Origin of the sequence: Lentibacter algarum, assembly GCF_018860975.1 — a bacterium.
Classification (GTDB): Bacteria; Pseudomonadota; Alphaproteobacteria; order Rhodobacterales; family Rhodobacteraceae; genus Lentibacter; species Lentibacter algarum_A.
Map to the genome: position 1 here is coordinate 310,253 of NZ_JAHKQI010000010.1, position 12,792 is coordinate 323,044.

General features: G+C 55.9%; 12 protein-coding genes and 1 riboswitch. Of the genes, 4 read left to right on the forward strand and 8 right to left on the reverse strand.

Annotated elements, in window-relative coordinates:
• The first annotated feature begins 10 nt into the window (after window positions 1-10).
• Window positions 11-1,798, forward strand: coding sequence for a serine protease (locus KO498_RS16795; RefSeq protein ID WP_215961071.1), 1,788 nt, complete (start codon window positions 11-13; stop codon window positions 1,796-1,798).
• A gap of 36 nt (window positions 1,799-1,834) precedes the next feature.
• Here the strand turns inward: KO498_RS16795 and KO498_RS16800 are convergent, their stop codons facing one another.
• The 3 genes from KO498_RS16800 to folE2 form a co-directional block, all read right to left on the reverse strand.
• Window positions 1,835-3,283, reverse strand: coding sequence for a TrkH family potassium uptake protein (locus KO498_RS16800; RefSeq protein ID WP_215961072.1), 1,449 nt, complete (start codon window positions 3,281-3,283; stop codon window positions 1,835-1,837).
• Window positions 3,284-3,386: 103 nt separating this feature from the next.
• Entirely contained in the window at window positions 3,387-3,605 is a 219-nt protein-coding gene (locus tag KO498_RS16805; RefSeq protein WP_215961073.1) for a hypothetical protein, read from the reverse strand.
• 133 nt (window positions 3,606-3,738) lie between these two features.
• Entirely contained in the window at window positions 3,739-4,842 is a 1,104-nt protein-coding gene (folE2, locus tag KO498_RS16810) for a GTP cyclohydrolase FolE2 (RefSeq protein ID WP_215961074.1), read from the reverse strand.
• A 565-nt stretch (window positions 4,843-5,407) separates the two neighbouring features.
• Here folE2 and KO498_RS16815 point away from each other — a divergent pair.
• Window positions 5,408-6,385 (forward strand): Hint domain-containing protein, encoded by a 978-nt coding sequence (locus tag KO498_RS16815; RefSeq protein WP_215961075.1) that lies wholly within the window; start codon window positions 5,408-5,410, stop codon window positions 6,383-6,385.
• On the opposite strand, the gene KO498_RS16820 is transcribed toward KO498_RS16815, so the two are convergent.
• Both KO498_RS16820 and KO498_RS16825 read right to left on the reverse strand, forming a co-directional pair.
• Window positions 6,379-6,870 (reverse strand): GNAT family N-acetyltransferase, encoded by a 492-nt coding sequence (locus KO498_RS16820; RefSeq protein ID WP_215961076.1) that lies wholly within the window; start codon window positions 6,868-6,870, stop codon window positions 6,379-6,381. The two genes, KO498_RS16815 and KO498_RS16820, sit on opposite strands and share 7 nt — an antisense overlap.
• 4 nt (window positions 6,871-6,874) lie before the next feature.
• A complete protein-coding gene (locus KO498_RS16825) occupies window positions 6,875-8,056 on the reverse strand; it encodes an aminotransferase class I/II-fold pyridoxal phosphate-dependent enzyme (protein WP_215961077.1) in 1,182 nt (393 codons plus the stop codon).
• Between the two features lie 43 nt (window positions 8,057-8,099).
• Window positions 8,100-8,176: riboswitch (SAM riboswitch) on the reverse strand.
• 144 nt (window positions 8,177-8,320) lie between these two features.
• On the opposite strand from KO498_RS16825, the gene KO498_RS16830 reads away from it, so the two are divergent.
• Both KO498_RS16830 and KO498_RS16835 read left to right on the forward strand, forming a co-directional pair.
• On the forward strand, window positions 8,321-9,070 hold the full coding sequence (locus KO498_RS16830) for a hypothetical protein (protein ID WP_215961078.1): 750 nt from the start codon (window positions 8,321-8,323) through the stop codon (window positions 9,068-9,070).
• Window positions 9,070-9,747, forward strand: a complete 678-nt coding sequence (locus tag KO498_RS16835; RefSeq protein ID WP_215961079.1) for a hypothetical protein — start codon at window positions 9,070-9,072, stop codon at window positions 9,745-9,747. The genes KO498_RS16830 and KO498_RS16835 overlap by 1 nt, the downstream gene beginning before the upstream one ends.
• Window positions 9,748-9,794: 47 nt before the next feature.
• Here KO498_RS16835 and KO498_RS16840 read toward each other — a convergent pair whose 3' ends face one another.
• The 3 genes from KO498_RS16840 to ftsY form a co-directional block, all read right to left on the reverse strand.
• Window positions 9,795-10,406: an inner membrane-spanning protein YciB gene (locus tag KO498_RS16840; RefSeq protein WP_215961080.1), complete on the reverse strand. Its 612-nt coding sequence runs from the start codon at window positions 10,404-10,406 to the stop codon at window positions 9,795-9,797.
• An 8-nt stretch (window positions 10,407-10,414) separates the two neighbouring features.
• Complete coding sequence (locus tag KO498_RS16845) at window positions 10,415-11,317, reverse strand: DMT family transporter (protein WP_215961081.1); 903 nt, start codon at window positions 11,315-11,317, stop codon at window positions 10,415-10,417.
• Window positions 11,318-11,385: 68 nt separating this feature from the next.
• Window positions 11,386-12,747 carry a signal recognition particle-docking protein FtsY gene (ftsY, locus tag KO498_RS16850; protein WP_215961321.1) on the reverse strand — a complete coding sequence of 454 codons (1,362 nt, stop codon included), beginning with the start codon at window positions 12,745-12,747 and terminating at the stop codon, window positions 11,386-11,388.
• Window positions 12,748-12,792 lie beyond the last annotated feature (45 nt).

Sequence of the window (12,792 nt, forward strand, 5' to 3'; positions counted from 1 at the left end):
GCATATTTAGATGAAACGGCTGGCTTATTCGATTTTCTTGATCGCGGTCTTAACGACCCGCGCGGCTTTTGCTCAAAGCACAACCCAAGACCCTGTATGGATACAGATCGAAGCGCAACCAAGCTTGAGCCGCGCTCAAGAGCGCGCGCGCGCTTTTTCAGCGACCCTGCCAGATGTGAACGGATTTGCGCTCGGAGGCGGTTGGTATGGCGTAGCGCTCGGGCCTTATCTGCCTGACGATGCGCGTGAAGTTCTACGTGTTTATCGCAGCGAGGGACAAATCCCGCGTGACAGCTATATTGCATATTCTTCCAGCTTTCGTCAGCAGTTTTGGCCACTCGGCGCCAACTTGCTGAGCCTTCCAAGTGCCGTGACGCCACAGACAACCGAAGGGCCCGATCAGGAAGCAACCGCGCCAGCCGAGGAAACACAGCAAGCTGCGCAAGAAACCGTTGTGACCACACCCGAACCACAAATCGCCGAACCGGACGAATCCCCGAGCGAGGCGCGTGCATCCGAACGTGAGCTGACCCGCGAAGAGCGCATGAAGTTACAAACTGCCCTGGCATGGGCCGGCTTCTACAATGCCGCTATTGACGGCGCTTATGGCCGAGGTACCCGCAATTCTATGGCGCAATGGCAAGACGCTAACAACCACGTCAAAACCGGCATTTTGACAACCAAGCAACGTGCCGAGCTGCTCAGTCAGTATAACGCTATTCTCGCTGATCTTGGTATGAAACTGGTGCGTAACGACACCGCCGGCATTGAAATGATGATGCCAACTGCTGTGGTCGACTTCAGCAAATACAGCCCACCCTTCGTGCATTTTGACAGCTCTGGTGACATTGACGCACGCGTTTTGATGATCAGCCAGGCAGGTGATCAAGACACGCTATATGGGCTCTACGACATCATGCAAACCCTTGAGATCGTTCCTGATACCGGACCACGAGAGCGCCGTAAAAACAGCTTCACTTTGGTCGGAGAAGGCGCTGACTTCATCTCCTATAGCGAGGCCAGTCTTGAAGACGGCGAGATCAAAGGCTTCACGCTGATCTGGCCTGCAGGTGATGAAGAACGCCGCCGCCGCTTACTGAACGAGATGCGTGCATCCTTCAACCGCACCATCGGCGCCATGAGCCCTGCAGCTGGCAGCGATGAGCAAGACATCGACCTCGTCTCAGGCCTGGAAATCCGCCGACCTAAGCTGGCGCGTTCAGGGTTCTTCATCGACGCCTCGGGGCACATCGCGACAACATCGCAAGCCGTTGCCGCCTGTGGCCGCATCACGGTTGATGACGAATATGAAGCAGAAGTTCTGGCCGAGAAAGACGGCGTGGCAATTCTGCGCCCCAAAGAAGCATTGAGCCCTGCTCTGGTTGCGACACTGCGTGCCTCCGCACCGCGCTTGCAATCAGAAATCGCCGTCTCCGGGTTCTCGTATGAGGGTATCCTTGGTGGGCCAACGCTGACATTCGGGCGCCTCACCGACATCAAAGGCCTAGCAGGCGAACCGGTGCTCAAACGTCTCGCGTTGAACGCCCTTCCTGGCGATGCTGGCGGGCCGGTATTTGATGACGCTGGTGCTGTTTTAGGCATGCTATTGCCCGCACCTGAGGGCGACAAAAAGTTGCCTGAACAGGTTAGCTTCGCAATCGACACCGATACAATCATTTCGGCCGCCGCGGCAGCAGGCCTGACAGCCACATCACAAGACCGAAACACACCAATCGCCGCTGAAGACCTGACCGACGAAGCAATGGCTGTGACTGTTCTGGTTAGCTGCTGGGAGTGAAAAGTGGCCGGCCCGCTCCGCGCGGGCCTTCCTGTATCAACCGCGCCAGAACACCGGCATAAACAGCGCGTAGACCACAAGAAGCTCAAGGCGTCCAATGAGCATCGACGCTATCAAGATCCACTTGGCCGCATCATTCAGCCCCGCATAGTTACCTGACGGACCGATAATCTCGCCCAGTCCCGGGCCAATGTTTGCCAGTGTAGCGGCTGCCCCAGAGACGGACGTCATGAAGTCTAGGCCGGTAAACGACAGCAGTATGGAAATGACCCCGAGTGTAACGATAAAGAACACGAAAAACGCCATAACCGAGCTAAGAACATCCTCCCCGATCGGTCGCCCTCCATATTTCGGGGTGAACACACCGTGCGGCGACTTGATTTTGTTAATTTGCGTGCGCACTGACGCAAACAAAAGCTGAAATCGGAAAATCTTGATCGAGCAGGCTGTCGAACCCGCACAACCGCCGACCAAACCGGTGAAAAAGAACAACGTGATCAAAAACGGCCCCCAGTGCATGTAGTCAACGCTGGAGTATCCTGTGCCGCTGATGATTGACGTGATGTTGAACAAAGCTTCGCGGAATGCTTGCTCCCAATGGTGCGGGAATATCTGCGTCAGCACGATGCTTGTAAGAAGCACTAGAACGGTCAATGTATAGAAAAAGCCGCGGACCTGAACATCAAGAAAAGGGGCGCTCAGGTTTCCGTTGAGCACTTGAACATACCTTACAAACGGCAACGCCGACAAAACCATGAACACACTGGCAGCGTATTCATGGGGCCCCGAAAAGGTTCCGAAACTCGCATCGTAATTTGCCATCCCCCCTGTCGACACCGTTGTGAAAGCATGGGTGATCGCATCAAACCCGTTCATACCCAACACATAGTAAGTCACTACACACGCGATCGTAACCGTAGCGTAGATACCCGAAATCTGAGAAGCAATTTGCGTCGCCCTTGGAAGAATTTTCCCGAAGGTATCAAAGGCCTCGGCCTTGAATATCTGCATGCCACCGACACGAAGCTCTGGCAAAAAAACCATAGCCACAACGATGATACCGATACCGCCGAGCCACTGGAGTATCGCGCGCCACAGCAGTATTCCCTTGGGCAGTTCATCAAGCCCGGTAAGCACCGTCGCGCCGGTCGTTGTCATGCCTGACATCGCCTCAAAGAAGGCGTCAACATAGCTTAGTTGCGAGGCGCCAAACACGAATGGAAAGGCCGCAAACAATGGCAAAGCCAGCCAGACGCTTGTGGTTAGGAGGAAGGTTTGCTGAATGCTTAACCCCTCGCGCACACCGTTCTGACACGAAAGGGCAACAAGGCCGCCCACCAGTATGGTAATCACCGAACTCTCGGCGAATACGGTCCAATGGCCGTTGCCTTCGACAAAATCGAGCACAAGCGGCGCAAGCATCGTTAGCCCGAGTATGGCAACTAGCAGACCGATTACATATCCAACAGGACGCAAATCAAACATTGCGAAGGCTTGGCCTTTGGGGCTTAGCCTGTCAAGGCAGCATGCAGCAAAAAAGGCGCGAACCGAACTGGTCGCGCCTTTTTTTTGTAGATAATTGAAACGCTTATACGAATGAACGGCGCTGAACGACGTGAACTTCGATCTGGTCACGTTTGATGCCAAGAGCTGCAAGTTCGTTGTCTGACTTCGCGTGGAGCATTTCGATTTCGTTGCGCAATGGTTGCGCTTGGGCTTCTGCCACTTTTGTGAGCCATGTCACAATAGACGCGAAAATACCGGGGTGGTTGTTTGCTACGGTTGCTGATGAGAGAACAATTGCCATTGTGCTTTCTTCCTTTGTGTATCTTGTTACGTCCCTTTGAACTCAAGATAGGTCAGCAATGGTGACTTTACCAATGTTAATGCTGCATAGCGGCATTCCTTGAAACGCAGGTCTCTTAATACATGATTTCCATTCAACCAACGTGAAACAACGAAGAAAACAGTTTGGGATCAAGGCTTTCGCTCTCAAACAATGACCCTTCGGTCAGCACGCTGACGGCGTCATGGCTGTGCAGGCTTTCTTGGTGGCTGGCGATGATTCGGAAGTCTCCGACACGGCTATCGCGTTCTAATTGTTGGGCAAAAAGCCTCGCGGCGTCTTCCACAAAGATCGGATTGGCCGCGTTGAGTTCGGCGAAGGCCTGTTCGTCTTCACGCTTCACCATCACTTGCGTTTCTGTCGGAACCGCGACCCGGCACATTTCGATAAGGTCTTCAAACCAAAGACAATTTTCTCCGTCCTTCACCTCTGCTGATATCCGCACAACCGAGCGCTGCGAGTGTGGCGTGGCCAATTGACCGCGGGTTTGGCGGGCGTGTTCGGAGAGTTCGAGCGAGCATGGGCAGGTCGAAGAGTAGACATAGTCGAGATGAATGATTTTGCGGCGTTTTCCGGCTGTTTCGACCAGTTCCAGAGCAATATCATAGTATTGATAGCCCGCCAAACCCGAGCGTAAGCTACTGACTTTCATAGGAAAAGAGAATCGCATCTGGATGCGTGCATCAAAGCTTTCGAGATCGGCTTTGTAGTCGTCCAGAGCCGCCTCAATGACCTCAAAAGAGAAGATTTCCTCGGAATGCCCGTAAAAACTGCGCATGATGCGCGACATGTTAATACCTTTTTTGCCCGCTTCCAGACTCACCGAGCCCGTCACAGATGTCTCAAGGGTGAGGTCGGCGGCGTCACGGGTGCGAAAGCGCACAGGTAAGCGAAAGTTGGATATCCCGACATGTTGAATAACCCTCGGTGCGCCTTTGATCAGGCTGGAAGGGCCGTTCTGCAAGTCGGGCAACGTGGCTTTGTAAGCGTCGTCAATCTCGAACTCATCCGGATAAGCCCTTGCAAGAGCAGGATAATTTGACACTTCTCCGGCAGGCAACAGCCGTGCCACCAGTGGGTCAAGGTCGGCAACCTCCTCAGGCGTGGCTGCAACAGCCCACGCACGCAGCCGCGCAAGCGAAGCCTCGGCTTCGGCACGATCAGGCGCTGGCTGGATGTCATCAATCGGCTTGTTCATGGGCTTGGCCCCTCTTGCTAACTTAGATCAGAATGTAGGCGCAACGCGCTGAAATTGCCAACAAAGAGCGTGAAATATTAACCAAGCGCACGGTATGGTTAACAGCCGTCAGTTGCGAGCCCCTCGCATGTGACTTGCGTGCATACTGCAGTGCATACCACAGTGCATAATGCGTGCTGACAGTTTTGAGACGCATTCCTCAGCTTGATTAGGTTAACAGCAGCGCGCGTTCATGACACAAATTCGCGAGTGTGGTCAGGAAACATCGCCCGCCACCACCCTGACAATTTGTTTCTGCGGTTCGGCCGTTTTCGTGTTAACATCGTTGCAATAAAAGTCACGGGCGCAAAGCCCGGGCGCGACAGAGGCAGTAGTGATGTTTAGTAAGAGCGGTTTTTTCCGACCAGCAAAGTTATGTTTTACACGGTTTGGCAGTGATGCGCAGGCCACAATCCGCTTCGGGCCAAGACCTGTTGCACCCACAGACGCCCCCAGCATGACCCCAATGATCACAATGATCCCTGTGCAGCGCCACAGTTCTCTGACTGTGGGGAGGACGTAAGGTATGGCGCAATACACCTATACGGCCTTTAACTGGTCGCAATATGGCTACAACGCCACCTATAACACCTCTGTTAGCTTGGTGATCGACGATGACGACGCCAACCTTGATGGTGGCACTGACTCCAACGAAACAGCGAGCATTAACGGCGGGGCCTTTGGCGCGACCTCTGGCTCGCCCTATGACATTGACGTGGCGTTCACGGACACCAATGGTGATCCTCATGTTGAGACATTCTACTTTATCAACACAGGCGGGAGCTGGTATTTCATCCCTGGCCCCGGCTCGGCATTTACGGTTGGCGCGACCTTGGGAAGCTACCAGAGCCACACCACAACGCCGACGCCCTATACCACCATCTCCTGTTTTGTGCGCGGAACCCTGATCGAAACAGACCAAGGCCCTACCCCCGTTGAAAACCTGCGCGCAGGAAGTCGCGTTTTGACTGCCAACGGCACATTCAAATCCCTGCGCATTCCGATGAGCCGTAAGGTGTCTGGAGATGAAGTCAGCAGTAATCCGAAACTCGCCCCTGTGAGAATTGTGGCTGGTGCTTTGGGCAATGGCATGCCCAAGCGCGATCTGCTGGTGTCTCGGCAACATCGCATGCTGGTGTCGTCACCGGTGTGCAAACGTATGTTTGGCCAATCTGATGCCCTTGTAGCGGCTGTTAAGCTAACGGCGCTGCACGGTGTGTTTGTTGAACCCGAAGCATGCGCAGTTGAGTATTTTCACCTGCTGTTTGATTGTCATGAAGTCATCATCGCCGAAGGCGCACCAACCGAGAGTTTCTTTATCGGGCCAGAAGCCCTTAAAACAATGAGCCCCGAGGCGCGCTCGGAGATATCGACCATCTTTCCCGAGATTAAGCAGGCCGGATTTATACCCGAGCCTGCCTGCTACATCCCGTCAGGGAAGCTGCAAAAAGCTCTGATCGCGCGTCATCTCTCAAACAAGAAGCCGCTCGTCTCTGCTCATTGAGCAGACATGGGCTTAGCCACTGCGAGCTGTTTGCTCATGGCAAAACGGCGCAGTTTTTCGTTATCGCGGGCAACGCTTTCAGCGTGATCGACTTGCCAGCCTTGGCGCTCAAAAAAACTGCGCGCCATGAGGCTGGCGTGAGTTGTCAGCCTAGGAAAGCCCATGGCGAGAGCGCGGCTTTCTAGCACAGCATAGAGCGCTGACGACACGCCCTTGCCTTGCGCTTCTGGCATCACGAAGGCGAGGTCAAGGTAGCCCTCGGGTGTAAGCCCCATGAAGCCGAGCACCTTTCCGGCGCTTTCGGCGAGCACCACATCCAAGCCCTCAAGGCGCTTGGCGTAAGTTGTGGCATCGGGCTGCTCGGGCGCCCATGCGGCGCGCTCGGCCTCGCCATAGCGCAGGGCGGCCTCACGAACGGAGGTAAAGAACACCGTGGCCAAGGCACCCGTGTCGGCGGGGCCTGCATCTCTGATCCAGAAATCCATCTGTCTATACTGCGTCGAGGGCTTGTTTGATGTCGGCGATGATGTCGTCCACGCTTTCCAGCCCGACCGAGAAACGCACGAGGCCGTCTGTTATACCGAGCATGTCCTTTTGCTCTTGCGGCAGGCGCTGGTGGGTTGTCGTCGCCGGATGTGTGGCGATGGTTTTGGCATCGGCGAAGTTGTTGGAGATTGTCGCAACTTCGAGCGCGTTGAGGAACTTGAAACAAGCCGCCTGCCCGCCTTTGACCTCGATCGTCAGCACCGTGCCGCCAGCTTCGGACTGGGACTTGGCCACAGAATATTGCGGGTGCGCTTTATGCGTCGGGTACACTGCGGCGGTGAGTTTTGCGTGGCCTTGCAGCGTTTCACATATTTTATGTGCGGCAGCCGCCTGAGCGCGCACACGCAGCTCCATCGTCTCTAGCGCTTTAAGGTGAGTCCAAGCGGTGAACGGGCTCATCGCACCGCCTGTGTGTTTGATATAGGTTTCGATGGGGCCACGGATGAGCTCCTTTGAGCCGCAGATAAGCCCGCCGAGCATCCGGCCTTGGCCGTCAACATGTTTGGTGGTTGAAATGATCGCCAGATCGGCACCGCAGGCATGGGCATAGCTGAACACAGGCGTTGCCATTGCGTCATCAACCAGCACCAATGCACCGTGTTTGTGCGCGGTGTCGCAGACATGGCGCAAGTCGATCACCTCAAGTGTCGGGTTTGAGATGCTCTCAAGGAAGACCAGCGTTGTGTCGTCACTTATGGCTGCATCCCATGCCGCGTTGTCGGTGCCGTCAACCAAGGTGATGCCAACGCCAAAGCGGCCGAGGATGTCTTCCAGCACGTAGAGGCAGGAGCCGAAAAGCGCGCGCGAGGCGACCACCTTGTCACCGGCTTTGAGCAGGGCTGTGAGCGCGCCGTTGACTGCCGCCATGCCAGAAGCGCAGGCAAAACCGTCTTCATATCCGAGGTATTGCGAGAGGCGATCTTCAAACATCCGCACTGTCGGGTTGCCGTAGCGCGCATAGATGAACTCGTCATCGCCTGATTTGATAAACCGCTGCTCGGCCTCTTCTGCGGTTGCGTAGACAAAGCCCTGCGTGAGAAACATCGCTTCGCTGACTTCGCCATACTGAGAGCGGCGCGTGCCGCCGTGGACGAGCTGTGTCGCTTTGGTGAACTTCTTTGGCATGGTATCCTCCGCCAATAAAAAAGCCCCGTCGGCCAAGCCGAAGGAGCCCCTTCACCCGACCTTTTAGCAGATTATTTTAAGTGGCCCGCAATCCGGTAACAAATCGCCACTAACGGCTGGATACGACTCTCGCGACGATACGTCAAGCAGCAGATCACCGCAGGGCGAGCCACATGGCTGCGCCTCACAAAAAGAGCCAGCCCCTTGTTGTCAACATCTGGTGGCTATGGTCTTGATGCCCAAGCCAAACACCGCAGGAGTTTTATGTTACACGCGATCCTTTCAAGCAAGGCGGGGCGTCTGCACTCAAGCGAGGATTCAGTGCGCTGGCGCGATATCTTCAAAGGCAGCGAAGATCTGATCACCGCAACGCTCTTTGAGCGGTTGGCCTATCTCTCCGGCCCGACGGCTTGGGCGCTCCTGAGGGCTGCGATGGGCGGGCATGGTGACACGTTTCGCATGGCCGAGCTTGCTGAACTTGAGTTTTGGCCAATGTGGCCACACAAGGCCCGCACAATGGGCGTTGAACCGGACGTTTTTCTGCAGTTTGACCTTGGCGACCCGGCGCAACGCTTTCATGTGATCGTTGAGTCAAAGTTTGCCGGCAACGGACAAAGTAGCGAGCAATGGGCAGTGCAGCTTTCGGCCTATGCTCAGCTTCTGTCTGAAGACCTGACCGCTGCAGATCACGTTGTCTACCTTGCGATTGATGGCATCAGCAAAGGCGAGCAATGGCAAAAAGACATGCTTGAGGCCGTCAAAGCGCACCCGCTTGTCCAGGAAGCCAATGTCGAGAACGTGTCGTTTGAAATGTGCGATTGGAAGGATCTTGCCAAGGCCTGCGCCACAACCAAGCCCGCCACCCCGCAAGAGCGGCGAATTCTTGGCGACATGACTAAGGCCCTTGGGCTATTTGGCTATCACCACGTCATTAGGCCGAAACAACTCGAAGATATGAAACCGCTTGCCACGGTTGAACAGAGCCTTGCAATGCTGTCAAAAAGGAGAGCCTGATGACAAATGATCACAACTGGAAAACCACATTGGCAGACGTGCGGCGCGCTTACCGCCTTATTGCGGCCTACCACACACAAACCCATCACTTACTGCGCGAGATAGAAACGCTGTTTCCCGAACTGGCCTTCGCAAATTGGGAGCCATACGCGACAGCGCGCCCGCCCTCTGCGCGCAAACGCCCTTGGGACGACAAGTGGACATGGGACGGCCTGCCCTATCACAACACGCTGACCTACTTTCTGCCAAACGGCACCAGCCAGAGCCAGCCGCTCAAGGCGGGTGACTGGTTTATTTTGGCTCGGCTTGACAGTGATAGCGCCGTTTTCCACGAAGACAATGTAGCGACCGATGACACCGGCGGCCCTGACCCCTCAAAGCTGATGCGCGTTGAAGAGGCTGTCTCTGACCTGACGCTACATGCCGTCATTGTTAAGGAACAATCGTCAGAGCGCACGGCACAAGATATCTGGCAATGGGAGCAGACCAAAGAAGTAGATGTTTGGGAGACCTGCGAAGAAACAGAAGCGCAAGTATTTTCCAGCACGCGGTTGCTTGAGGATGTCTTTCCCGAAGGTGGAATTGAGGACTTTGTTAAGTCGATACGGGCGGAACTGCGCGAGAAAGGCGTGGCTCTTGAAGAAGATGCACGGCAAGACGACACCCAGCCCGCCTGAAGTGTCGGTAAGCAAAGAGCTTACGTCACAGTCGCGCCTTCAAATCACTAGCTTTTGTCGGTTTCGCCTTCGGTAGAGTATTTAGCAAACAGCTTAGTTTGGCTCATGAAGAAGGCAAACAGGGCGGCTGTGAGGCCGAATGTTTTGAAATTGACCCAGGCTTGCTCGGACAGTGTCCGCCAGATGAGTTCATTGGTGAGCGCCAGGGCAAAGAAAAACACCATCAAGCGGCGGGTGAGGATCATCCAGCCTTCGTCTTGCAGAGGCATCATGCCTTCCATGACATGGCGCAAGTATGACTGCCCACGCAAAAGCCCGACGCCGAGTGCTCCGCCAAAGAAGAGGTAGAGGATGGTTGGTTTCATCTTGATGAACTTGGGATCATTGAGCCACACGGTGAGGCCTCCGAAGACCACCACTAGCAAAAGTGTCATGATCTGCATTTTGGAGAGGTGGCCGGTGAGCTTCCAGAGGATCAATGTGGTGATGATCATCAGCGGCACGAACATCGCGGTGACAAGGATAAAGCCGGAATACTCGGTGCCCGCGATGGTAAACACTTCGCTTTTGAGTTTCACATAGGCGATAAAAAACAGGATGACAGGCCCGATTTCGAGGCCGAACTTCAGCATCGGGTTGATCTCTCGTTTGTCGGCCATGTTTGCTCCTATCCACCCATCTCGACGATCACCGCCCCTGCGGCGATCAGTGTCATCAGGGCTATTCTGCGCGGTCCTACCGTTTCTTTGAGGGCAAGCCAACCGATTAGGGCGGCAAAGACCACGGATGTTTCTCTCAAGATGGCGGCTTCACCGACTTTATCAAGCCGTGTCGCAAGCATAACCGAGCCGAAGCTGGCAAAAGCGATGAACGCCCCGATGACGCCGCGCTGCATGAGCGGGCCGACGGCGGGCTTGTCGCTCATGCGCTGGTAGCGGGCGTAGGCGATGCAGGGAAAGAGCAGGCCGTCGATGAGAAAGAACCACGCGAGAAAGGTGAAAGGGTTTTGCGTGGCGCGGATGCCGTAAGCGTCCCACGTTGTGTAGAGCGCCACGGTGAGGCCTGTGGCAACGGCCAGCCAGAGCGCTATGCTGAGCGTGTCGCGCTCGGAGGTGATGGTGCGCAGATTGTAGGCGGCGAGGCCGTAGATACCAACGAGAAGCGTGGCAACACCGGCCCATTGCGTGGCATTGAAGCGTTCGCCAAAGATGAAGTAGGCGCCGATGACGGTGAACAACGGCCCCGTGCCGCGCACAACGGGGTAAACCACGGTATAGGCGCCTTTGGTGTAGGCCCAGCTTTGCAGCAGTTTATAGCCTGCATGAATAAAGAAGGCGCCTGCAAGGATCGGCCAGAGGTGTGGCTCGGGCCAAGGGACGACGAACAGGGCTACGGGGGCGATGATGATTGCATAGGAGCCGTCAATCGCGCCGCGGGTGAGCCACGGGTCGTAGCGGCCCTTCTGGAGCGCGCCGAAGACCGCGTGCAGGAACGCTGCTGTGAGCGCAAGGAAGAGCGCGAGGGTGTGGCCAGCTTCAGTGCCCTCTAAGGAGATCAGCCAGTCACTCATGTTTCAGAGTGGGGGCCAGCCCCCACACCCCCGGGATATTTTGACCAAGAAAAAGCAATAACATAGGCCTAGGTTTGCTCTATACCGATGAGCGCGTTGGCAAAGTCGTCAGGGTCAAATGCGTCGAGGTCGTCGATTTGCTCGCCAACGCCTATGGCGTGGATGGGCAGGCCGAATTTGTCAGCCAGGGCCACGAGGACGCCACCTTTTGCGGTGCCGTCGAGTTTTGTCATTACGAGGCCCGAGACATCGGCCAGCTCTTGAAAGGTTTTGACTTGTGAGAGCGCGTTTTGGCCAGTCGTGGCGTCGAGCACCAAGAGGGTGTTGTGCGGTGCTGTCGGGTCTTTTTTGCGGATGACGCGGACGATTTTGGAGAGTTCTTCCATCAAGTCGGCGCGGTTTTGCAGGCGGCCTGCGGTGTCGATCATCAGAAGGTCGGCACCGTCGGCCTCGGCTTTTGTCATGGCGTCGAATGCGAGGCTGGCCGGGTCGGAGCCTTCGGGGGCTGTGAGCACGGGCACGCCGGCGCGAGTGCCCCAGACTTGCAACTGCTCGACCGCAGCAGCGCGGAAGGTGTCACCCGCGGCGATAACCACGTTTTTACCTGCAGCTTTGAACTGACTGGCGAGTTTGCCGATGGTTGTGGTTTTACCGGATCCGTTGACGCCGACGACCAGCACCACTTGCGGCTTTTTCGGGTAGAGCGGCATCGGGCGGGCGACTTCGGACATGATGCGGCTGACTTCCTGAGCAAGTATTTGCTTGATCTCGTCAGTCGAGAGCTTGCTGCCCATGCGGCCTTCAGCCATGTTCGAGGTGACGCGCAGCGCCGTGTCCACACCCATGTCAGAGGCGATGAGTAGCTCTTCGAGTTGTTCGAGCATGTCGTCATCAAGCACACGGCGGACAGCCTTGGCTTTGGCTTTGGGCTTTGGTCCAGGCTTTACGTGAGCATCAGGTTCCGTCGTTGGCTTGGCTTCGCGGCGACCAAGCAGGCGGCCCATAAAGCCCGGCTTTGCGGCTTCGGGCTCTGCCTCTCTCGGCGCATCATCCTGATGCACCTGCCGGTCTGCGCTCTTGTCTTCGACGAAGGCTGGCTCTGGCTCTTTTGGGGGCTCGGGGGGGGATTGGGCGCTGGATTCAGGGGCTGGTTCGAGATCAGGCTCGATCTCGGGTTCCGGTTCCGGTTCCGGCTGTTGTTCCGGTTCTGGTTCTGCTTCGGGTTCTGGTTCTGGTTCTGGCTGGGGTTCAACAACAGGTTCGGGTTCCGGCTCTGGTTCCGGTGTGGGCTCGGGCGCTATTTCCGGTGGGGTAAGCTCCACCTCAAGCTCTTCTTCGACACCGCCATCTTCAACGATCGCGTCGAGCCCTTCTTCTAGCTTGGAAGAAGATTTGAACATTTTGTTCTTAAGCTTTTTGAAGAATGACATGCTGGTTCCTGAAAGTTTCACCTTCCAGTTAATACGCGTGGCGCG

Excerpts from the sequence above, each read along its gene's own strand:
- KO498_RS16835 (WP_215961079.1), top strand. The coding sequence starts at position 9,070 with ATGACAAATGATCACAACTGGAAAACCACATTGGCAGACGTGCGGCGC.
- KO498_RS16845 (WP_215961081.1), bottom strand. The coding sequence starts at position 11,317 with ATGAGTGACTGGCTGATCTCCTTAGAGGGCACTGAAGCTGGCCACACC.
- KO498_RS16840 (WP_215961080.1), bottom strand. The coding sequence starts at position 10,406 with ATGGCCGACAAACGAGAGATCAACCCGATGCTGAAGTTCGGCCTCGAA.
- folE2 (WP_215961074.1), bottom strand. The coding sequence starts at position 4,842 with ATGAACAAGCCGATTGATGACATCCAGCCAGCGCCTGATCGTGCCGAA.
- KO498_RS16830 (WP_215961078.1), top strand. The coding sequence starts at position 8,321 with ATGTTACACGCGATCCTTTCAAGCAAGGCGGGGCGTCTGCACTCAAGC.
- KO498_RS16825 (WP_215961077.1), bottom strand. The coding sequence starts at position 8,056 with ATGCCAAAGAAGTTCACCAAAGCGACACAGCTCGTCCACGGCGGCACG.
- KO498_RS16815 (WP_215961075.1), top strand. The coding sequence starts at position 5,408 with ATGGCGCAATACACCTATACGGCCTTTAACTGGTCGCAATATGGCTAC.
- KO498_RS16820 (WP_215961076.1), bottom strand. The coding sequence starts at position 6,870 with ATGGATTTCTGGATCAGAGATGCAGGCCCCGCCGACACGGGTGCCTTG.
- KO498_RS16800 (WP_215961072.1), bottom strand. The coding sequence starts at position 3,283 with ATGTTTGATTTGCGTCCTGTTGGATATGTAATCGGTCTGCTAGTTGCC.
- KO498_RS16805 (WP_215961073.1), bottom strand. The coding sequence starts at position 3,605 with ATGGCAATTGTTCTCTCATCAGCAACCGTAGCAAACAACCACCCCGGT.
- KO498_RS16795 (WP_215961071.1), top strand. The coding sequence starts at position 11 with ATGAAACGGCTGGCTTATTCGATTTTCTTGATCGCGGTCTTAACGACC.
- ftsY (WP_215961321.1), bottom strand. The coding sequence starts at position 12,747 with ATGTCATTCTTCAAAAAGCTTAAGAACAAAATGTTCAAATCTTCTTCC.